A 22,507-nucleotide genomic window follows, 5' to 3' on the forward strand; every position below is an offset into this window, starting at 1 on the left:
ATGCTGGACGTATTCGAGCGCCTGGCCCTGACGGCCGGGCGCGAGGTGATGCGCGTTTTCCAGGCAGGCTGCGCCGTTGACCGCAAGGCCGACAATTCACCCGTTACGGAAGCCGACAGGGTTGCCGAGGAAATCATCCTGGCTGGCCTGCGTGCGGAGTTTCCCGATATTCCCTGCGTGGCGGAAGAAGAGGCCTCCGTCGGCATCGTGCCGCCGCGTCTCGACGGGGCATTCTTCCTGGTGGACCCGCTCGACGGCACCAAGGAATTCGTCAATCGCCGCACCGATTTCACGGTCAACATCGCGCTGGTGCGGGATGGAAGGCCGGAAGTCGGCGTTGTGTTTGCGCCATGCAGCAAGCGCTTCTTTTCCGGAAGGCCGGGCAGGGCAGAGGCCCTCGACATTGACGACGATTACGAAATCACCGGCCGGCATCCGATTGTCGCGCGGGGCGCGGGGGAGCCGCTAGCCGTCGTCGCCAGCCGCTCGCACAACACGCCGGAAACGGACGCCTATATTCGCTCGCTGGGCATGGCCGAAATCGTCTCGGTCGGCTCGTCGCTGAAATTCTGCCTGCTGGCCAGCGCCGAGGCGGACGTCTATCCGCGCTTCGGCCGCACCATGGAATGGGACACGGCTGCCGGCGACGCCGTATTGCGCGCCGCTGGCGGCATGACGCGAACGCTGGATGGAAAGCCGCTCGCCTACGGCAAGCGCAACCAGCCGGACGACGAGGACTTCGCCAACCCGCATTTCATCGCCACCGGCAAGACCAGCGACGAGGCCTAGATCTTACTCGGCGGCGGCGTTTTGCGAGTTCGAGCCGATATAGTTGCGGATCGTCTCGATGATCCGGTCCTGGTCGGCCTCGCTCAGATAGGGGTGCATCGGCAGGCACAGGATGCGGTTGGGCAATTCTTCCGAAACCTTGAGCCCGGTCGGCGTCTTCGGATAGCTGCTGTAGGCAACTTGGCTGTGCAGCGGCTTCACGTAGTAGATCACCGAGGGAATGCCCTTTTCGGTGAGATGCGCCCGCAATCCGTCGCGCTTCGGCGTTTCGATGGCGTATTGCGCCCAGGCCGAGCGTCCGCCAGTGGGGTTGTTCGCTGCCGTGACGATGTCGCCAAGGCCATCGGCATAACGCTGCGCTACCGTGCGGCGGGCTTCCATCTCGTCTTCGAGGATGGCGAGTTTTTCGATCAGGATCGCGGCCTGAATTGTGTCGAGGCGCGAATTGATGCCGACATGGATGTTGTCGTACTGCGTTTCGCCCTTGCCGTGGAAGGCGAAGGAGCGAAGCTTTTCGGCCAACGCATCGTCATTGGTGAACATCGCGCCGCCGTCGCCGTAGCAGCCGAGCGGCTTTGCCGGATAGAAGCTGGTCGAGCCGACATGACCGAACGCGCCGCACATTTTCCCGTCCGTCGAGCCGCCCATCGACTGGGCCGCATCTTCGATGACCAGCAGGTTTTCGCGGTTGGCGATGGCCATGATGGCGTCGTAGTCGGCGGCAAGGCCGAACAGGTCGACGGGGATGATCGCCCTCGGCTTCAGCCGGCCTTCGCTTTTGACCATGGAAATGGCCGCTTCGAGGCTGGAAATGTCGATGTTGTAGGTCTTCGGATCGACGTCGACAAACACCGGCTCCGCCTGCCGTAGCGCCACGACTTCGGCGGTGGCGGCGAAGGTGAAGCTCGGCACGAACACCGCGTCGCCGGGGCCAATGCCCGATGCCATCAGCGGCAGCAGCAGCGCATCCGTGCCGTTGGCGCAGGCAATGACATGCTTGGTGCCGATATAGTCGGCGAGTTTGGCCTCGAATTCCGCCACCTGTGGTCCGAGAATATAGCGCCCCTCGTCGACAACGCGGTCGATTGCCGCCTTGAGCCGGTCGCTGATACGCGCGCGCTGTGCGCCAAGATCGATGAATTGCATGTCGGCTCTCAAAAAGTTTTCCGGAAACAAGCGCTCGTATCAGAGTTGAGCGGATCGAGAAAGCGCCAGCTTAGGCCGTTCGTGCAGCAGCAGCGTTACCTGGCGCTTGCCGGGAGGCGCGACGGTGCGGCTGAAATCAAGTCGTTGCGGCGCGGTGGCCGCGACCCGATTTGCCGGGGCGAAAAACATAAACATAAAGTGATCGCTTCGCGCATCGGGCGAAGTCAGGCGAGTTCGTGTCGCCAGGGCGGGTTGGCGCCGGCGCGCGACACGGTAATGGCGGCGGCCTTGGCTCCCAGCGTCAGCGCATCGCGTATGGCGTCCTGCGACAGATCGGAGATTGCAGCCTTCGTGAGCAATTTCTGCTCGTGCAGCGAGGCGAGAATGCCGGCGTTGAACGTATCGCCGGCCCCAACCGTATCGACTACCTCGACCTTGTCCGGCCGGATGTCGACACTGTGGTTTTTGGTGTAGCCGACAGCGCCGTCGCCGCCGCGCGTCACCACGATCAGCTTCGGTCCGCGACCGAGCCAGCGGTGGACGATCTCTTCGCGCGACCCCGGTTCGCCGAACCAGTCCAGGTCCTCGTCCGACAGCTTGACGATGTCGGCCATGCCCATCATCCGCCGGATACGCTCGGTATGCTTGGCCCGATCCGGGATGAAGCCCGGCCGGATGTTGGGATCGAGCATGGTGACGCGGCGTTCGCACTCCCGCGCCATCAGCGCTTCGTAGGTCGACCCGCATGGTTCGGGAATGAGGCTGATCGCGCCGAACAGCAGGGCGTCGACGTCATCGGCGAGGTCGGGCAGATCTGCTGGTGACAGCATGCGTCCGGCCGTTCCCTCGTCGTAGAACAGATAGCTGGCGTGACCATCCTTCAGGTCGACAAAGGCCATGGTTGTCGGCCGCGCCGAAAAATGCGCATAGCGCGTCCCGGCCTTGCTTTGCGCCAGCACCCGCGTGAGCTGCTGCCCGAACAGATCAGTCGACAGGCCGGAAAAGAACTCGACCGGCGCGCCGAGCCTGCCGAGCGCAATGGCGGTATTGAACACCGCCCCTCCGGCATAAGGCGAAAATGCAGCTTCTCCGGCGCTGGTTTTGCGCGGCAGCATGTCGATAAGGGCTTCCCCGCAGCAAAGGATCATGGTTTTCGGGTCCCCGGCTAATCGATGACACAATGATATCGGCGCAACGCCTGAGATGTCGGCATAAAGCTTGGACTCACCGGTTGCAACAATCTGTCTGTGGCTTGGCGTTCTCGGTCATTTAAATCGGTTGAAAAACTTTGGCCATCGCCTAGCATGAACGGTCAAGGGGCGATACATTCTTGAAGATTTCCGCAGGATGCGGGCCAGTATTGAAGAGACGACATGACGCGTGTGACGAAAATTGCCGAAGCCGGTCTGGAAAAGCCCGACCCCAAGGCGCTTGCCAGCGAGGTGCTCAAGGCACTCAAATACCGGGTCGGCAAGGACATGACCGTCGCCACCCCGCATGACTGGCTGACCGCTTCCATCGTCGTGGTCCGCGACCGCATCGTCGATCACTGGATCGAGGCGACCAAGGAAGCCTACGAACACAAGAGGAAGCGTGTCTATTACCTGTCGCTCGAATTCCTGATCGGCCGGCTGATGCGCGATGCCTTTTCCAATCTCGGGCTGATGGAGGAGATGCGGGCTGCCCTGGCCTCGCTGAATGTCGATCTCGATGCGATTGCAGCCCTCGAACCGGATGCAGCCCTTGGCAATGGCGGCCTTGGCCGTCTTGCCGCCTGCTTCATGGAATCGATGGCGAGCGTCGATATTCCCGCCCATGGCTATGGCATTCGCTACGCCAACGGCATGTTCCGGCAGGAAATCCATGATGGCTGGCAGGTCGAACTGCCTGAAACCTGGCTCGACCATGGCGACCCTTGGGAGTTCGAGCGCCGCGAGCGCTCCTTCGAGGTCGGTTTCGGCGGCTCCGTCGAGGTGATGGCCGCGCCGGAGGGGGAACCCGAACGCCATGTCTGGAAGCCCACTGAACGGGTGCTGGCGGTGGCCTACGATACGCCGGTTGTCGGTTGGCGCGCCAACCGCGTCAACACGCTGCGGCTGTGGTCCGGCATGCCGCTCGATCCGATCCTGCTCGACAAGTTCAACGCCGGCGACCATATCGGCGCGCTGGTCGAGAGCAACAAGGCCGATGCGCTGTCGCGCGTGCTTTATCCGGCGGATTCGCACAAGGAAGGGCAGGAACTGCGCTTCCGGCAGGAGTATTTTTTCTCGACGGCTTCCTTGCAGGACATCGTCCAGCGCCACCTCAGTCAATATGGCGATCTCGCCACGCTGCCCGACAAGGCCGCCATTCACCTGAACGACACGCATCCGGCCATCGCCGTGCCGGAGTTGATGCGGCTTTTGATGGATGTCCATGGCATGGATTTCGATCCGGCATGGGATGTCACCAAGCGCACCTTCGGCTACACCAACCACACGCTTTTGCCAGAAGCGCTGGAAAGCTGGCCGGTGCCGCTGTTCGAGCGGCTTTTGCCGCGCCACATGCAGATCGTCTATGCCATCAACGCGCAGATTCTGATCGAAGCGCGCGCGGCCAAAGCGTTTTCCGACGAGGAGATCGGCCGCATTTCGCTGATCCAGGAAAATGGCGACCGGCGCGTGCGCATGGGCAATCTGGCCTTTGTCGGGTCGCATTCGATCAACGGCGTGTCGGCACTGCATACCGAACTGATGAAGCAGACAGTGTTCGCCGATCTTCACCGGCTCTACCCTGAGCGCATCAACAACAAGACCAACGGCATTACGCCGCGCCGCTGGCTGATCCAGTGCAATCCGGGCTTGACCGCGCTGGCGCGCGAGACGATCGGCGACGCCTTTCTCGACGGTATCGACGCGATCAAGGGACTGGAGGCGTTTGCCGACGATGCCGGGTTTCGCGAGAAATTTTCAGGCGTCAAGCGGGCGAACAAAGTGCGGCTCGCCAATCTCGTGGCTGAACGGCTCGGCATCAAACTCGATCCGTCTGCCCTGTTCGACATCCAGATCAAGCGCATCCACGAGTACAAGCGGCAACTGCTGAACATTCTGGAGGCGGTTGCGCTCTACGATCAGATACGCTCGCACCCCGAGCGCAACTGGATGCCGCGCGTGAAATTCTTCGGCGGCAAGGCGGCGCCCAGCTATCACAACGCCAAGCTCATCATCAAACTGGCGAACGACGTCGCCCGCGTCATCAACAGCGACCCGGCGGTGCGCGGCCTTTTGAAAATCGTGTTCGTGCCAAACTACAATGTCAGCCTGGCCGAAATCATGATACCGGCCGCCGACCTGTCGGAACAGATCTCGACCGCCGGCATGGAGGCTTCGGGCACCGGCAACATGAAGTTCGCGTTGAACGGTGCACTGACTATCGGCACGCTCGACGGAGCCAATGTCGAGATCAAGGAACGTGTCGGCGACGACAACATCTTCATTTTCGGCCTGACGACGCAAGCAGTGGCCGAGCGCCGCGACAACGGCTACCAGCCGCGAGCCGTCATCGAAGGGTCGCCCGAATTGGCGCAAGCACTCGCTGCGATCTCATCGGGGGTATTTTCGCCCGGCGATCCGGGGCGCTACCGCGATATGATCGACGGCATCTACAACAGCGACTGGTTCATGGTGGCGGCCGATTTCGATGCCTATGCCGCGGCCCAGCGCCAGGTGGATGAGGTCTGGCGCGACAGCGCTGACTGGCAGGCGAGGGCGATCCGCAATGTCGCGCGCGTCGGCTGGTTCTCTTCCGATCGGACGATCCGCGAATATGCGAAAGACATCTGGAACGTACCCGCTTGATGTGATTGCATGAGGCCCGTTTCATGTGGCCAGACGCTTGGGGAGGGCGTCGCTTGATGAGAACACCGCGCGCGTCCGCAGCGTCTGTCGAGCCGGTGGCGCTAGCCGCAGCCAGCGATGTCGCAGCGATTGTCGCGGGCACCCATGGCGATCCGTTTGCGATCCTCGGTGTGCAGCAGGCGGGCAGGGGGATCGTCGCCCGCTGTTTCGTGCCCGGTGCCGAGACCGTCATCGCCTGCACGCTCGCCGGCAAGGAGGTCGGCGAACTGACACGCACCAACGATACCGGCTTCTTCGAGGGAAAACTTTCCATCAAGAAGCGCCAGCCGCTGCGCTATCACGCGAAAAATGCAGGCGGCGAGTGGACGCTGACCGACCCGTACTCGTTCGGCCCTGTGCTTGGGCCGATGGACGATTACTATATCGCCGAGGGTTCGCATCTGCGCTTGTTCGACAAGCTTGGCGCGCATCTGATCGAGCATGAGGGGGCTTCCGGCGTGCATTTCGCCGTCTGGGCACCCAATGCGCGGCGTGTCTCGGTCGTCGGTGATTTCAACGAATGGGACGGCCGCCGCCATCCGATGCGCGACCGCCGCGACACCGGCATCTGGGAACTGTTTGTCCCCGATGTCGGGGCCGACCGAGCCTACAAATACGAGATCATCGGGCCGGACGGCGTGCGCCTGCCGCTAAAGGCCGATCCGTTCGCTTTCAAGTCGGAACTGCGGCCGGCAACAGCTTCGGTTATCGCCGTGCCGCCGGCGCATGAATGGGGCGACGCCGCGCACCGCGCGTATTGGCGCAAGGCCGATCTGCGGCGCGAGGCGATCTCGATCTATGAGGTGCATGCCGGCTCGTGGCAGTTGCGCGACGACGGCTCGTTCCTGTCCTGGGACGAAATGGCCGAGCGGCTGATCCCCTATGTCGTCGATACGGGCTTCACCCATATCGAGTTCATGCCGATTTCCGAATATCCCTACGATCCGTCATGGGGCTACCAGACGACCGGTCTTTATGCGCCGACGGCCCGCTTCGGCGATCCGGACGGCTTTGCCCGCTTCATCGACGGCGCACACCGCGCCGGCATCGGCGTCATCCTCGACTGGGTGCCGGCGCACTTCCCCGTGGACGAGCATGGCTTGGCGAAGTTTGACGGCACCGCCCTTTACGAGCATGCCGACCCGCGCAAAGGCTTTCATCCCGACTGGAACACCGCGATCTATAATTTCGGCCGCCGCGAGGTGGTGTCGTTCCTCGTCAACAACGCTTTGTTCTGGGCCGAAAAATACCATGTCGACGGGCTTCGCGTCGATGCGGTCGCCTCAATGCTCTACCTCGATTATTCGCGCAAGGCCGGCGAATGGCTGCCAAACGAAAAGGGCGGGCGCGAGAATCTGGAGGCCGTCGCCTTCCTCCAGAAGATGAACAAGGAGCTTTATGGCCACCATCCCGGCGTCATGACCATTGCCGAGGAATCGACTTCGTGGCCGAAGGTATCGCAGCCGGTGCATGAGGGCGGCCTTGGCTTCGGCTTCAAGTGGAACATGGGCTTCATGCACGACACGCTGGAGTATTTTTCCCGCGAGCCGATCCACCGCAAACACCACCACAGCGATCTCACTTTCGGGCTGATGTACGCCTTCAGCGAGAATTTCGTGCTTCCGCTCTCACACGACGAAGTCGTGCACGGAAAAGGTACGCTGCTTGAAAAAATGGCTGGCGACGACTGGCAGAAGTTCGCCACGCTGCGTGCGTTCTATGCGTTCATGTGGGGCTATCCGGGCAAGAAGCTGCTGTTCATGGGACAGGAATTCGCGCAACGGCGCGAATGGTCGGAAGCGCGCGCGCTCGACTGGAACCTGCTGGATTTCGCCCCGCATCGCGGCGTGCGCGATACGGTGCGCGACCTGAACCGCCTCTATCGCTCAAAGCCGGCGCTGCATGCGCGCGATTGCGAGCCGGAAGGTTTTTCCTGGCTGATCGTGGACGACAGCGCCAATTCGGTGTTCGCCTGGTTGCGCAGCGCACCGGGTGAAAAGCCCGTCGCCGTCATATGCAATTTCACGCCCATGCCGCGCGAGAATTATCGAGTGCCGCTGCCCGTCGAAGGGGCGTGGCGCGAGATCATCAATACCGATGCCGCCGAATATGGTGGCTCCGGCAAGGGCAATGGCGGTGCGGTCGAAGCCCGCACTGAGGGTGGAAAAATCTCGGCGACGATGCTGCTGCCGCCGCTGGCCACGATCATGCTGGAATTTACTCCGCAGTGAGTTTCAAGGGGAGGTTTTAGATGGTGGAGACGAAACGGACCCAGCCGCTGGCGCGTGACGCCATGGCCTATGTTCTGGCGGGTGGGCGCGGCAGCCGCCTGAAGGAATTGACCGACCGGCGCGCCAAGCCCGCCGTCTATTTCGGCGGCAAGACCCGCATCATCGATTTCGCGCTTTCCAACGCGCTGAATTCCGGTATTCGCCGGCTTGGGGTGGCGACGCAATACAAGGCGCATTCGCTGATCCGCCACTTGCAGCGCGGCTGGAACTTCTTGCGGCCCGAGCGCAACGAAAGTTTTGACATCCTGCCGGCCAGCCAGCGCGTTTCGGAAACGCAATGGTACGAAGGCACCGCCGATGCCGTCTATCAGAACATCGACATCATTGAGAGCTACAGCCCGGAATTCATGATCATCCTCGCCGGCGACCACATCTACAAGATGGATTACGAACTGATGCTGCGCCAGCATGTCGATGCCGGCGCGGACGTCACGGTTGGTTGCCTTGAAGTGCCGCGCATGGAAGCGGCCGGCTTCGGCGTGATGCATGTCGACAAGAAGGACAATATTTTGTCCTTTGTCGAAAAGCCCGCCGATCCGCCCGGCATTCCCGACAAGCCGGACTTTGCGCTGGCTTCGATGGGCATTTACGTGTTCCGGACGAAATTCCTGATGGAGATGCTGCGCAAGGACGCCGCGGACCCCAATTCGAGCCGCGATTTCGGCAAGGACATCATCCCGGAGATCGTCAAGGGCGGCAAGGCGATCGCCCACCGCTTCGCCAAATCCTGCGTACGCTCCACCTCCGAAGCGCAGGCCTATTGGCGCGACGTCGGCACGGTCGACGCCTATTGGGAAGCCAATATCGACCTGACCGACATTACGCCGGAACTCGATCTCTACGACGGCGACTGGCCGATCTGGACCTATGCCGAATTGAAGCCGCCTGCAAAATTCGTGCACGACGAGGACGGCAGGCGCGGTTCCGCCGTCTCGTCGCTGGTGTCGGGCGACTGCATCGTTTCCGGTGCCTCGCTGCGGCGCAGCCTGATTTTCACTGGCGCGCGCATCAATTCCTTCTCGTCGCTGGACGAGGTGGTGATGCTCCCCGACTGCACCGTCGGCCGCAACGTGCATTTGAAACGCGTCGTCATCGACCACGGCGTGAAAATACCCGAAGGGCTGGTGGTCGGCCAGGACCCGGTGCTCGACGCCAAGCGTTTTCGCGTGTCCGAAAAAGGCATCTGCCTGATTACCCAAACGATGATCGACAGGCTGGAATTGTAGGATGCAGGTCCTTTCCGTCACGCCGGAAATCTATCCGCTGATCAAGACCGGTGGCCTTGCCGACGTGGCCGGCGCGCTGCCTGTCGCCCTGGCCGGCAAGGGCGTAACCATGCGCAGCCTCATCCCAGGCTATCCGGTGGTGATGGCCGCGTTCAAGAAAAAGAAAGCCGTCCTTTCCTATCCTAAACTGTACGGCGGCAGGGCCGCGATCCACGCGGTGCAACTTGCCGGACTCGACCTGTTCGTGCTCGACGCGCCGCATCTGTTCGACCGGCCCGGCGGTCCCTATGGCGATCCGGCCGGGGCCGACTGGGCGGATAATTGGCAGCGCTTTGCAGCGCTCAGCCAGGCCGGCGAGGACATTGCCGCTGGCAGCATCGCTGGCTACGCGCCGGATATCGTCCATGCACATGACTGGCAGTCGGCGATGACGCTGGCTTACATGCGCTACGGCAAGGCGACCAGCACGCCATCGGTGATGACGGTTCACAACCTCGCTTTCCAGGGCCGGTTCCCTGCCGGCATTTTTCCCGAACTCGGCCTGCCGGCATCCGCGATGGCGCTCGACGGCGTCGAATATTACGGCGGCGTCGGCTTCCTCAAGGCGGGGCTGCAGGCCGCCTGGGCGATCACCACGGTTTCGCCGACCTACGCGCAGGAAATCTGCACGCCCGAGTTCGGCATGGGTCTGGACGGGCTGATTACCATGCGAGCCAGCGACCTGCACGGCATCGTCAACGGCATCGATGTCGATGTCTGGAATCCGGAGACGGACCCGCATCTGGTGTCGACCTATTCGGCCAAGACGCTGAAGGCGCGCAAAGCCAACAAGGCGGCCGTGGAAGAGCGGTTTTTGCTCGATCGCCAAGACGGTCCGATCGTCTGCGTGGTCAGCCGGCTGACCTGGCAAAAGGGCATGGACACGCTGGTCTCCGTCATCGACGGGCTTGTCGCAGCCGGCGCGCGTCTCGCCGTTCTGGGATCGGGCGACGCAGGGCTGGAAGGCGCGCTGCTTGCCGCCGCCGCCCGCCATCGCGGCCGGGTTGGCGTGGTCGTCGGTTATGACGAGGGGCTGTCGCATCTCATGCAGGGCGGCTGCGATGCCATCGTTATCCCGTCGCGTTTCGAGCCTTGCGGCCTGACCCAGCTTTACGGCCTGCGCTATGGCTGCGTGCCGATCGTCGCGCGCACCGGCGGCCTTGCCGACACGATCATCGACGCCAATGAAGCGGCGGTTTCGGCCGGCGTTGCTACCGGCTTCCAGTTCGCGCCAGACGACGCCGGCGCGCTGCTGCACGTGATCCAGCGGATGACGACGCTTTACCAGAACCCACTGATATGGGGTTCGCTCCAGCGCCAGGGCATGAAAGCCGATGTGTCCTGGGATCGAAGCGCCGAAAAATACGTCGAACTCTACGCCCGGCTTCTTTCGAAAAAGGCTCAGTAACGCATGATACGCACCGTCGCGACCAAGCCCTATGACGTCCAGAAGCCGGGAACTTCCGGTCTGCGCAAGAAGGTGTTGGTATTCCAGCAGGAACATTATGCGGAGAATTTCATCCAGTCGATCTTCGACGCGCTGGACGGGTTTTCGGGCAAGATTCTGGTGATCGGCGGCGACGGCCGCTACTATAACCGCGAAATCATCCAGAAGGCGATTTCCATCGCCGCCGCCAATGGTTTTGGCAAAATCATGGTCGGGCAGGGCGGCATTCTGTCGACTCCGGCGGCATCACACATTATCCGCAAATACAAGGCGTTTGGCGGCATCATCCTGTCGGCCAGCCACAATCCGGGCGGCCCGGATGGCGATTTCGGCATCAAGTACAACGCCGAAAATGGCGGCCCTGCGCCTGAGAAAATCACCGATGCGATCTTCGCCAGGACGAAGGCGATTTCGCAGTTCAAGATCGCCGACAACGCTCCCGTCGATATCGACACGGTCGGCACGACCAAAATCGAACGCATGACCGTCGAGGTCATCGATTCCGTCAAAGACTATGCCGACATGATGGAAAGTCTTTTCGATTTCAATGCGTTGCGGAAGCTTTTTGAATCAGGGTGCCGCATGCGCTTCGACGCCATGCACGCCGTGACAGGGCCTTATGCGAAGGAAATTCTGGAGCACCGCCTGGGGGCGGCGGACGGCACCTGCCGTAATTTCAAGCCGCTGCCCGATTTCGGCGGGCATCACCCGGACCCGAACCTCGTCCACGCCAAGTCTCTCTATGACGAGATGATGAGCGCGGATGCGCCGGATTTCGGCGCAGCGTCCGACGGCGACGGCGACCGCAACCTGATCATCGGCAAGGGCATCTTCATCACGCCGTCGGATTCGCTGGCGATGCTGGCGGCCAACGCGACCGTCGCTCCGGGCTATAAGGCAGGATTGAAGGGCATCGCCCGTTCCATGCCGACCAGCGGCGCTGCCGACCGGGTCGCCGAAAAGCTCGGCATCGGTATTTACGAAACGCCGACCGGCTGGAAGTTCTTCGGTAATCTGCTCGACGCCGGCATGGCGACGATCTGCGGCGAGGAAAGTGCCGGAACCGGCTCCAGCCATGTGCGCGAGAAGGATGGGCTGTGGGCGGTGCTGTTATGGCTGTCGATCCTGGCGGCGCGCGGGCAAAGCGCCAAGCAGATAGCCACCGATCATTGGGCGACCTACGGGCGTAACTATTACTCGCGCCACGATTATGAAGAGGTCGACAGCGAGCGCGCCAATGCATTGATCGATGAATTGCGCGGCAAGCTTGCCACACTTGCGGGAACGACGGTGCGCGGGTTGACGGTCGAGAAGGCCGACGATTTCGCGTATCACGATCCGGTCGACCACTCGGTGAGCGAGCATCAGGGCATCCGCGTTCTGTTCGAGGGCGGCTCGCGCGTGGTCTTCCGCCTGTCCGGCACCGGCACGTCCGGGGCGACGCTCCGCGTCTATATCGAACGCTACGAGCCTGACCCGGCCCGGCACGACATCGACACACAGGAGGCACTTGCCGACCTGATCGCCGCCGCCGACGATATTGCGGGTATCCACAGCCATACCGGGCGAGCCAAGCCTACTGTCATCACCTGAGCCAGTGCGCGTGCAAGACCAACCGAGATTCGGAAGCCTTGTTCAGCCCGGCGGCATTCGCTTTGCCGTCTGGTCGGGCAATGCTGCGCGCGTCTGGGTGTCGATCTTCGATGCGGCCGGAGACCGGGAAACCGACCGGCTAGAACTCAAGCAGGAAGGCGAGGGCATCCATGCGCTTTTCATTTCGGGGCTTGGCACGGGCACCCGCTACGGCTTTCGCGCCGATGGCGATTACGCATCGGAACGCGGCCTCTGGTTCGACCCGCAAAAGCTGCTGGTCGACCCTTACGCGCTCGAGATCGACCGCCCGTATGCCTATGACGCGCGTCTTGCCGCCCGGCGCGGCGAGGGCGGCGATACGGCGTCGCTAATGCCGAAGGCGATAGCGTTAGCTCCGCGCACCGTTCCGGCAGCGCCGCCTCTGTTCCGGCCCGGCGGCCTGATCTATGAAGTGGCGGTGCGCGCTTTCTCGATGCGGCATCCAGGCGTGCCGGAACAGGATCGAGGCACCATCCGGGCGCTGGCGGCGCCTGCGATTATCGAGCATCTGCGCAAACTGGGCGTCTTTGCCGTCGAACTGATGCCGGTGACGGCCAAGATTGACGAGCGGCATCTGCCGCCGCTAGGCCTCACCAATGCCTGGGGATACAATCCGGTGACCTTCATGGCGCTCGATCCGCGCCTTGCGCCGGGCGGGCTGGCGGACCTGTGCGATGCGGTGACAGCACTTCATGATGCCGGCATCGGCGTCATTCTCGATCTCGTCTTCAACCATACCGGCGAAAGCGATGCGCTTGGCCCGACGCTTTCGTTGCGTGGGTTGGATGGTCAGGCCTATTTTTCGCGTGGCGCGGATGGCAAGCTCGTCAACGACACGGGCACCGGCAACACGGTTGCCTGTGAGCGCCCCGTCGTTCGGGAACTCATTCTCGACAGTCTTCGGCATTTTGTCCGCCACGCCGGCATCGACGGCTTTCGCTTCGATCTCGGCACCGTTCTCGGTCGGGTGAGCCGCGGTTTCGACCCGCACGCACCCCTGTTGGACGCCATGCGCAACGATCCGGTGCTTGGCGACAGGGTGCTGATTGCCGAACCATGGGATATAGGACCGGGCGGTTATCAACTCGGCAATTTCGGATCGCCCTTCCTCGAATGGAACGACAGATACCGCGACGATGTCCGGCGTTTCTGGCGCGGCGACAGCGGCATGGTCGGCGCGCTGGCGACGCGGTTGGCGGGGTCCTCGGATGTGTTTGCCGGCGGGCCGCAAATCAGAACGGTCAATTTCATCGCCGCCCATGACGGCATGACGCTGGCCGATATCGCCGCCTATTCCAGCAAGCACAACGAGGCCAATGGCGAGCAGAACCGCGACGGCCATGATGAGAATTTTTCCTGGAACAACGGGGTCGAGGGCGTAACGGCCGACCCCGCAATCGAAGCACAACGCGCCGGCGACGTGCGCGCGCTGCTGGCGACGCTGTTTGCCTCGCGCGGCACGATCATGCTGACCGCCGGCGACGAATTCGGCCGAACCCAGCGCGGCAACAACAACGCCTATGCGCAGGACAATGAAATCACCTGGCTCGACTGGGAAGGGCGAGACCGTGCGCTGGAAGCCTATGCCTTCGCGCTGGGCGCGCTGCGCCGCGCGGTGCCGGTGCTTGCTGAAACGGCTTTCCTGACCGGTGCGCCGCGTCCTGACGAAAGCCCGGACGTGGCGTGGCTGACCGAAGCCGGCGTGCCGCTTGAAGAAGCCGATTGGCGTGATCCCAACCGGCGCCGGCTTGTCATGCTGCTTGGGACAGGCGATGGATGGGCAGCGATTGCCATCAATGGCGACCGTCAGCCATGCCGGTTCTTGCTACCGGCCCGGCAAGGCTGTGACTGGGCCCCGGCTTTGCCGGCTCCCGAGCAAGCCGGCGACGATCCGCAGATGGTGCCGGGGCGCACGGTGGTGTTCATGGTCGAGCGCAGGGCGTAGCGCCACAGGAGGATGCAATGGCAGGCGACAACAAGGCCGAGTGGTGGCGGGGCTGCGTCATCTACCAGATTTATCCACGCTCGTTCCAGGACACCACCGGCGACGGCAGCGGCGATCTGCGCGGCATCGTCAAGCGTCTGGGCCATGTCGCGTCGCTGGGCGTCGATGCTGTCTGGCTGTCGCCCTTCTTCAAGTCGCCGATGGCGGACATGGGCTATGACGTCTCCGATTACGAAGCGGTCGATCCGTTGTTCGGCACGCTGGAGGATTTCGACGCCGTCATTGCCGAGGCGCACGGGCTGGGGCTGAAAGTCATCATCGACCAGGTGCTGGCGCATTCTTCCGACCGGCACCCATGGTTCATCGAAAGCCGCGCCAGCCGGGCCGATCCCAAGGCCGATTGGTATGTCTGGGCCGATGCCAGGCCGGACGGCACCGCGCCCAACAACTGGATGTCGGTGTTCGGCGGCCCGGCATGGGAATGGGATTCGAGCCGCCGGCAATATTACCTGCACAATTTCCTGAGTTCGCAACCGGCGCTCAATTTTCACAATATGGACGTGCAGGACGCGGTGCTCGAGACGGTTCGCTTCTGGCTAAAGCGCGGCGTCGACGGCTTCCGGCTCGATACGGTCAACTACTACATCCAGGACCGGTGGCTGCGCAGCAACCCGCCGTTGCCGGAAAGCCTCGACGGGACGAATACGGACACCAATCCGTATAATTTCCAAGAGCACCTTTTCGACAAGTCGCGACCGGAGAACATCGATTTCCTGAAGCGGTTTCGGACCTTGATCGATGAGAGCGAGGGGCATGCCGTGGTCGGCGAAGTCGGTGACGAAAGCCGCTCGTTGCAGACGCTGGCTGCCTATACGGCCGGCAACGACAAACTCAATATGTGCTACACGTTCGACATGCTCGGGCCGGAGTGTTCGGCGGCGCATGTGCGCGGCTGCGTTGAAGCCTTCGAGGCCGCCGCGCCTTCCGGCTGGGTGTGCTGGGCGTTCTCCAACCATGACGTGGCGCGCCATGTGACGCGCTGGACGCAGCCCGGCGGCGACACGGTTGCGGTCGCCAAGTTCTCAATCGAACTGCTGTGCGCCTTGCGTGGTTCCATCTGTCTTTACGAAGGCGAGGAACTGGGGCTGGAGGAAGCCGATATCGCCTTCGAGGATTTGCGCGATCCCTACGGCATCCGCTTCTGGCCCGGCTTCAAGGGCAGGGATGGCTGCCGTACGCCGATGGTCTGGGAAGCCAGTGCTGACAATGCGGGGTTCTCGACCGCAAAGCCCTGGCTGCCGGTGCCGGAAAGCCATCGGGTGAAGGCCGTGGATGTCCAGAACGCCGACGATCTGTCGGTGCTTGCTCACTACCGCGCCGTGCTGGCATTGCGGCGCGCGCACCCTGCGCTGGCGTCCGGGTCCATTCGCTTCCTCGATGCCGAGGGCGATGTGCTTGCCTTTATCCGCGAGGGCGCTGGCGAAAGGCTGCTATGCGTCTTCAACTTCGCGGCAAAGCCGGCGGTGTGGGCGCTGCCGCCGGAACTTGGTCCGGTCGAGGCTGTCGATTTCGCAGGCTACGGCGCGGCCTTGCAGGGTGGGGCGCTGTCATTGCCCGAATTGCGCTGCTTCATCGGCCAGCTTTACTGACCGGCGTCTTGTTACTGCACCAGCACCGAATTCCCACACGTCGCGCCGGTAACGCGGATATCGGCGGCGCCTATCTCGATGCCCAGAAGCGCCAGAAGATTGTCGAGAACGGTATCGAGGGGCGTGGTCGCCGCCTGCAGCGTCGTCCCCAAGGCCTGGGTAACCGCCGTTGGAACGCCGATCTTCAAGCCGAGGACATGGGCTTCCAGTTGCAGGCTGCCAAGCAGCGTCCCGGCGAGCGAACCGGTAAGCTCATGCGTCGAAACGCCTTTGGTGGCTCGGGTCTTTATGTCGTTGCTGCTGAAACGGAGGCTGGTCGCCTTGCTGTTTTCCATTGCCGCGCGTGCTTGCGCCGAAATCGAAACCAAGCCAAGCCCAAGCAAGGAAACGTCCACGAGTTTGGCGGGTGAAAAAACCGGCGGCCGGCTGAAATCGGTCATCGCGGAGCTCTCGATGGCGGCGATGCGCAGATCGGTCACGCCCGGCGTCGCATCGATGTTGACCTGTTCGACGCGCCCGGCGCTGCAGGAGATGTCGGCGAGCTCGCCCTTGGCATAGGCGATGTCGACATAAAGCGGCAGCGTAACGACTTTGCCGAGCAGGGAGCCAAGCCCGCCCACCCCGACGACAAGGCGGATGCGCGTTTGGGCGGTACGCACCACGGTTCCTTTCTCGCCGACGGCGAGCCATGCCGAATGCTGTTCCGGTTCGCCGATGGCGATGCTGAGTCGGGTCGACAGCAGACCTGGAACGTTGGCCCCGAGATCGACATCGACCTGATGCTTCCCGTCCGCGAGCACCGCCGATGCGGTCAGCATCGACAGGGCGTTGGCAACGACGGATAGCTGGCCAGCCGATTGTCCAAGGCCAAGCCGACCGACCGGGCCTAGATCGACCAGGCTCCGGAGCCCGATCTTGCCCGCGCCGGCCGCCTTTAGCGCAATCGCCTGCAGCGCCAGCCTGCTTGTGCCGTCCAGTCCCGGCACGTCCGCCATTGTCCGCGCGATTTGCCCGACGGTCGCCTCCGATGCCAGCACATCGTCATAGGTCACGCCGGTCATGTTGAGCCGGACGGCAAGCGCGTCGATGAAGGAAAGGACGTTGATATCAGCCGACACCAGCGCCCGGTAGTCCATCACGTTCAGCGAAAGACTGGTCCCGAGCAGACCGCCGAGCACGGCATTGAGGATGGGGGAACTGGCGGTATCGACCGAAAGAAGCCGTGAGCCGATGGAAAAGGCCGCTTGCGCCGAAACGCTGGCGACGGCGGTCGTGCCGATCACCGGCGGCGACATCAGCGCCCCGCCGAAATGCAGCGTGCCCAGCTTGCGCAGGGAAACACGCACCGCGTTATAGGGCTCCTTGCCGGCCTCGAATCGCGTAGCAGGGCTGGCGGTTGCCGAATAGCGTCCGCGTATGATCGCCACGACTGCCTTGCCGGCCTCGGGTAGCTCACCCGGGTTGTCGATGACGACAGAGGAGAGGCCATTGTCCTTCAGGGTAAGCAGGACAGCGGCCTGCGCCTTGTCGATATTGGCTGCCGCCGTGATGGCCGCGATATCGACCAGGGATTGCGTGGAGCGACGCTCGGTATAGAGCGAGCCTTCGTCGATGGCGACCGCGCATAGGGCGATGGCGACGGGGGCGCTCAAGGCCGTCATTACCGCAAAATTGGCGCGGCGGTCGGCCAGCATGCGGCGGAAGAGGTTTCGGCTCCTGTTTCCGGACAATGACGGCATCATATGCCTCCAACACGGATGGTCGAGCGGAACGTAATGGTGGTGCCGGGCATGGGCAGATCCGGCAGCAGGTTCCAGATCGGCAGGTTGCGCGCGTCGTAACCGATCGAGACATCGAACTGGTTGGCCACGCTGGCGCTGTCGCGTGCGCTGACGGTAAGCTTGGTCCGGTCGATGAACGGATAGCCGCCGGCATTGGCAGCGACGTAATCGGTGACGATCTGCTCCCGCTCGGTAGCGTTCTGGCCGCCGATCGCCAGGCGCGCCGCATCGGCAGCAATCTGCTGGACCGAATGGCTGGCGCCGAAATAGATGCCGTATGCAATCATTCCGAGCAGGAAAAGAACGAAGATCGGCGCCAGCATGGCAAACTCGATCGCCGATGTTCCGGCGCGACATTCGCGGAAACGGCTGCAGGAAAGAGGAGTTGAATGCTTTGACATGCCCGCAGCATGCCAAGCCCGATTGCAAAAATCGGGAAGCTCGATTTAAATCTATGGTTGTATTTAGTTGAAATATACAACCAGGCTACAAAAGCGAGGTCTTTCCAGGTGGCGGCGCAAGGGAAATGAGCCGAACGGGCTCCGTCAAGGGAAAGGTGGCTCACCTGCAACGCAGGGAGCAAGATACGGGAGATTTTCTGGTCGGAGTGGCAGGATTTGAACCTGCGACCCCGTCGTCCCGAACGACGTGCGCTACCAGGCTGCGCTACACTCCGTGACCAGTGGCGGGCTTATAACCGGCGCATTCCGATCCTGCAAGCGCAATGGCGGCCCGAATGTCGCAATTCGCAGGCTTCTCCAATGGACGCCCGGTTGGGCCGGTTATTCGCTCCAGAAAGAGGCCAGTTCGCACTTGGGGCAGGCCGGTCGACGAGCAAAAACGTTCATCGATCCGGCCGACTCAGTCTGAGGTCAGTAAGGGCTCGCAACGTCGCCGGTCTCGACATAGACCGACTTCAACTGCGAATAGAGCGTCAGGGCGGCAAGCGAATTCTCGCGGCCGATACCGGACTGCTTGACGCCGCCGAATGGAATTTCCACCGGCGTCAGATTATAGGTGTTGATCCAGCAGGTGCCCGCCTGAAGGTCGGCGACGACGCGGTGGCCGCGTGCCAGGTCGCGCGTGAATACGCCGGCGGCGAGGCCGAATTCGGTCGCGTTGGCGCGCTCGATCACCTCGTCTTCCTCGTCGAATTTCAGCACGCTCATCACCGGCCCGAATATTTCTTCGCGCGCGATCCGCATGGTGTCGGTGACGCCGGTGAAGACGGTCGGCTCCACGAAGAACCCGCCCTCGAACCCTTGCAGCGACGGCACCTTGCCGCCGACGGCGAGCGTCGCGCCATCCTGCTGGCCGATGCCCAGATAACCGATAACCTTGTCGTGCTGCGCCTTGCTGACCAGCGGTCCCATCTGCGTTTCCGGGTCGAGCGGATCGCCGATGCGTATATTTTTCGTCCGTTCCACCAATCGTTCGACAAAGCGATCGTGGATGCCCTTTTGCACGAAGACGCGGGTGCCGTTGGAACAGACCTGGCCGGTAGAGTAGAAATTGCCCAGCATCGCGCCGCCAATGGCGTTTTCGAGATCGGCATCGTCGAAGACGATCAATGGCGACTTGCCGCCCAGTTCCATGGTCGCATGCTTCATTTTCGATCCGGCAAGCGCCATGACCCGGCGCCCGGTCGGCACCGAACCCGTGACCGAGACCTTTGCGACGGCTTCGTGCTCGACAAGCGCTGCACCCACGTCGCCATAACCTTGCACGACGTTGAACAACCCATCCGGCAGACCGGCTTCCGTATAGATTTCCGCCAGGGCCAGCGCCGAAAGCGGTGTGTTTTCGGAGGGCTTGAATACCATGGCGTTGCCCATGGCCAGTGCCGGCGCCGACTTCCAGCCGGCGATCTGGATCGGATAATTCCAGGCGCCGATGCCGACGCAGACGCCCAGCGCTTCGCGCCGCGTATAGGCGAACGGGCCGCCGAGATCGACGGACTCACCGTTGAAGACGGGGATCGCGCCCCCGAAATATTCGAGGCAGTCGGCAGCCGATGCCGCGTCCGCCACCAGCGTCTCCTGGATTGCCTTGCCGGTATCCAGCGTCTCCAGCCGGGCGAGATCGGCGTTGCGCGCGCGCAGGATTTCGGCGGCGCGGCGCAGGATACGTCCGCGCTCCACCGGCTTCAGCCGCGCCCAGGCCGGCTGTGCGGCGCGCGCGGCCTCGACCGCCAACTCGACGATGTTCGACGTTGCCGAATGCAATGTCGCGATCGTTTCGCCGGTTGCCGGATAGATGACAGTCAGCGGCGCGCCGTGATCGTCTTCGACGAAGCGGCCGTTGATATAGTGCGATGCCGTCGGTTGGGCGCGCATGGGTGTCTCCAGTTTTGTCGCGAGGCGCTTGGATGGCGGTGGCCGGATCATGCTCTATCTGTCGGATACCTGCCAGCGCGGATTGATCCATGGCTCCTGGTTGGAAGGGGAAAGCGGTACGCGGCCGAGAATATGGTCGGACGCCTTTTCACCCGTCATGATCGAAGGGCCGTTGAGATTGCCGTTGGTGACGCGCGGAAAGATCGAGGAATCGGCGACCCGCAGGCCATCCACACCGATGACCCGGCACTCCGGATCGACGACACTGCCTATATCGTCAGCACGTCCCATCCGGCAGGTGCCGCAGGGATGAAACGCGCTCTCTGCATGATTGCGGATGAAATCGTCGAGTTGCTCATCGCTTTGGACCGCCTTGCCGGGCGAGATTTCTTCACCCCGGAAGGGATCGAATGCCGCCTGCCCGAAAATCTCGCGGGTCAGCCGGATGCAATGGCGGAAATCACGCCAGTCGTCGGGATGCGACATGTAGTTGAACTGGATTTTGGGCTTCGCCCTCGGGTCGGGCGAGCGCAGGCTCACCGCGCCGCGCGATTTCGAGCGCATCGGCCCGACATGCGCCTGAAAACCGTGCGCCTTGGTCGCCGACTTGCCGTCGTAGCGCACGGCGGCGGGGATGAAGTGATACTGGATGTCGGGATAGTCGACGCGGGCGGCGGAGCGCACGAAGGCGGCAGCCTCGAAATGGTTGGTGGCGCCCAGGCCGCTCTTGAACAGCAACCAGCGCGCGCCGATGAGCGCTTTGGAAAAGGGATTGAGAACCGAGTTCAGCGTGATCGGCCGCGTCGATTCCTGCTGGATGTAAAGCTCGAGATGGTCTTGCAGGTTCTGGCCGACGCCGGGGCGGTCGGCGACGACGTCGATGCCGTTCGCCTGGAGATGGGCGGCCGGGCCGATGCCCGACAGCATCAGGATTTTAGGCGAATTGATGGAGGAGGCGGCGACGATCACTTCACGCCGCGCTTTAACGATTTGAATCTTCTTATGAGCCTCGATCTCGACTCCCGCCGCTCGTTGATTCTCGATGATGACGCGTCGGGCGAAGCCCTTGACGAGACGTACGTTTTGCCGCTTTAGCGCCGGCCGCAGATAGGCGTTGGCCGCGGACCAGCGGCGGCCGCGAAAAATCGTCTGCTCCATCGGCCCAAAGCCTTCCTGCTTCGAGCCGTTATAGTCGTCGGTCAGTTCGAAGCCCGCCTGTACGCCGGCTTGCATGAAGGCCTGATAGAGTGGGTTGCGGCGAAGGCCGCGCTGGACATGCAGCGGCCCGCTTTTGCCGCGCCAGCCTTCCTCGCCGCCTTCCGAATCTTCCATGCGCTTGAAATAGGGAAGCACGTCGGCGTAGCCCCAGCCGGTCGCCCCTTGCTCAGCCCAATGATCGAAATCACGCGCATGGCCGCGCACATAGACCATGCCGTTGATGGACGACGATCCACCCAAAACCTTGCCGCGCGGTGTAACCAGCGTGCGCCCGTCCAGATGCGGTTCCGGCTCGCTCGAAAAACCCCAATCGTAATGCGGCATGTTCATCGGGATCGACAGTGCCGATGGCATCTGGATCAGCGGCCCCATATCGGTGCCGCCGAATTCGATGACGATGACCGAGTGCTTGCCGTCTTCCGACAGGCGGTAGGCCATGGCCGAGCCAGCCGAGCCGGATCCGATGATGACGAAATCGGCTTCGAGGCTGGAAGTCATTTCGCTCTCATGCTGTCGTAGGAAACCATGACGTGCCGAGCGTAGGCGGGGCGATGTGTCAGTCGCTCGTAATAGGCGGCGAGGTGGGGCAGGTGGGTGCGCTCGATCTCGAGCGTGAAATAGCGGTAGAGCAGCACGCCGGCGACCATGTCGGCAAAGCACGGCTCGTCGCCGCCGAGATAGTCGCCCTCGGACAGCCGCTTGTCGAAGATGCGCATCACCTTGGCGAGGTTTGCGACGCCCTTGGCTATGGCTGCCTCGTCGCGCTCGCCGGGCTTGTTGCGCATCATCGGCGAGAAGACGTTGGTCAGAAAGGCCGGCACCAGCGTCGTCTTGGTCCAGTCGCTCCACTGATCGAGCTTGGCGCGGTTCAGCGGATCGGTCGGCCAGAACTGCTCGGAACCATAACGCGCACCCAGATAGCGCACGATCGAGGAACTTTCCCAAATGTACTCGCCCTCATCGCGCAGCACCGGTACCAGCCGGTTGGGGTTCATCGCGGCGTATTCCGGCGTATCGAGCCCGCCGAAAGGCCCGCCCGCGTCGATGCGCTCATGCTCGACGCCGAGTTCTGCTAACGCCCACATGACGGTCTGCACGTTGGACGACGTGGTCCTGCCCCAGATGGTGATCAT

The 22,507-nt window shown here is 62.7% G+C and carries 15 protein-coding genes and 1 tRNA gene; 8 read left to right on the forward strand and 8 right to left on the reverse strand.

The genetic code is table 11. The features are described 5' to 3' along the window. Positions 1 to 789 (forward strand): 3'(2'),5'-bisphosphate nucleotidase CysQ, encoded by a 789-nt coding sequence (cysQ, locus tag ACX3P1_RS18740; protein ID WP_459081169.1) that lies wholly within the window; start codon positions 1 to 3, stop codon positions 787 to 789. Between the two features lie 3 nt (positions 790 to 792). On the opposite strand, the gene ACX3P1_RS18745 is transcribed toward cysQ, so the two are convergent. Further along, positions 793 to 1,935, reverse strand: a complete 1,143-nt coding sequence (locus tag ACX3P1_RS18745) for a DegT/DnrJ/EryC1/StrS family aminotransferase (protein WP_459081126.1) — start codon at positions 1,933 to 1,935, stop codon at positions 793 to 795. 224 nt (positions 1,936 to 2,159) lie between these two features. Beyond that, on the reverse strand, positions 2,160 to 3,083 hold the full coding sequence (locus ACX3P1_RS18750) for a carbohydrate kinase family protein (protein WP_459081127.1): 924 nt from the start codon (positions 3,081 to 3,083) through the stop codon (positions 2,160 to 2,162). Positions 3,084 to 3,308: 225 nt separating this feature from the next. Here ACX3P1_RS18750 and ACX3P1_RS18755 point away from each other — a divergent pair, with 225 nt between their 5' ends. Genes ACX3P1_RS18755 through bglA form a run of 7 tightly spaced genes read left to right on the forward strand, consistent with a single transcriptional unit; the run spans position 3,309 to position 16,039 of the window. Continuing rightward, positions 3,309 to 5,771, forward strand: a complete 2,463-nt coding sequence (locus tag ACX3P1_RS18755; RefSeq protein WP_459081128.1) for a glycogen/starch/alpha-glucan phosphorylase — start codon at positions 3,309 to 3,311, stop codon at positions 5,769 to 5,771. Between the two features lie 56 nt (positions 5,772 to 5,827). After that, positions 5,828 to 8,041: a 1,4-alpha-glucan branching protein GlgB gene (gene glgB / locus ACX3P1_RS18760; RefSeq protein WP_459081129.1), complete on the forward strand. Its 2,214-nt coding sequence runs from the start codon at positions 5,828 to 5,830 to the stop codon at positions 8,039 to 8,041. 20 nt (positions 8,042 to 8,061) lie between these two features. After that, a complete protein-coding gene (gene glgC / locus ACX3P1_RS18765; protein ID WP_459081130.1) occupies positions 8,062 to 9,327 on the forward strand; it encodes a glucose-1-phosphate adenylyltransferase in 1,266 nt (421 codons plus the stop codon). Position 9,328: 1 nt separating this feature from the next. Further along, a complete protein-coding gene (gene glgA / locus ACX3P1_RS18770; RefSeq protein WP_459081131.1) occupies positions 9,329 to 10,774 on the forward strand; it encodes a glycogen synthase GlgA in 1,446 nt (481 codons plus the stop codon). A 3-nt stretch (positions 10,775 to 10,777) separates the two neighbouring features. Beyond that, entirely contained in the window at positions 10,778 to 12,406 is a 1,629-nt protein-coding gene (locus tag ACX3P1_RS18775) for an alpha-D-glucose phosphate-specific phosphoglucomutase (protein WP_459081132.1), read from the forward strand. 10 nt (positions 12,407 to 12,416) lie between these two features. Beyond that, complete coding sequence (glgX, locus tag ACX3P1_RS18780; RefSeq protein ID WP_459081134.1) at positions 12,417 to 14,390, forward strand: glycogen debranching protein GlgX; 1,974 nt, start codon at positions 12,417 to 12,419, stop codon at positions 14,388 to 14,390. Positions 14,391 to 14,407: 17 nt separating this feature from the next. Next, positions 14,408 to 16,039, forward strand: coding sequence for a beta-galactosidase BglA (gene bglA, locus ACX3P1_RS18785; protein ID WP_459081135.1), 1,632 nt, complete (start codon positions 14,408 to 14,410; stop codon positions 16,037 to 16,039). An 11-nt stretch (positions 16,040 to 16,050) separates the two neighbouring features. On the opposite strand, the gene ACX3P1_RS18790 is transcribed toward bglA, so the two are convergent. From ACX3P1_RS18790 to ACX3P1_RS18815, 6 genes are all read right to left on the reverse strand, one after another. After that, positions 16,051 to 17,781, reverse strand: a complete 1,731-nt coding sequence (locus ACX3P1_RS18790) for a TadG family pilus assembly protein (protein WP_459081136.1) — start codon at positions 17,779 to 17,781, stop codon at positions 16,051 to 16,053. Beyond that, positions 17,778 to 18,143 (reverse strand): TadE/TadG family type IV pilus assembly protein, encoded by a 366-nt coding sequence (locus ACX3P1_RS18795; RefSeq protein WP_459081137.1) that lies wholly within the window; start codon positions 18,141 to 18,143, stop codon positions 17,778 to 17,780. Before ACX3P1_RS18795 ends, ACX3P1_RS18790 begins: the two co-directional genes overlap by 4 nt. 276 nt (positions 18,144 to 18,419) lie before the next feature. Further along, a tRNA-Pro gene (locus ACX3P1_RS18800) sits at positions 18,420 to 18,496 on the reverse strand. Positions 18,497 to 18,692: 196 nt separating this feature from the next. Further along, a complete protein-coding gene (gene betB / locus ACX3P1_RS18805; RefSeq protein WP_459081138.1) occupies positions 18,693 to 20,156 on the reverse strand; it encodes a betaine-aldehyde dehydrogenase in 1,464 nt (487 codons plus the stop codon). Between the two features lie 54 nt (positions 20,157 to 20,210). Next, entirely contained in the window at positions 20,211 to 21,872 is a 1,662-nt protein-coding gene (betA, locus tag ACX3P1_RS18810) for a choline dehydrogenase (RefSeq protein WP_459081139.1), read from the reverse strand. Further along, entirely contained in the window at positions 21,869 to 22,507 is a 639-nt protein-coding gene (locus tag ACX3P1_RS18815; protein WP_459081140.1) for a glutathione S-transferase family protein, read from the reverse strand. Before ACX3P1_RS18815 ends, betA begins: the two co-directional genes overlap by 4 nt.

It is taken from the genome of Mesorhizobium sp. A623 (assembly GCF_054489405.1).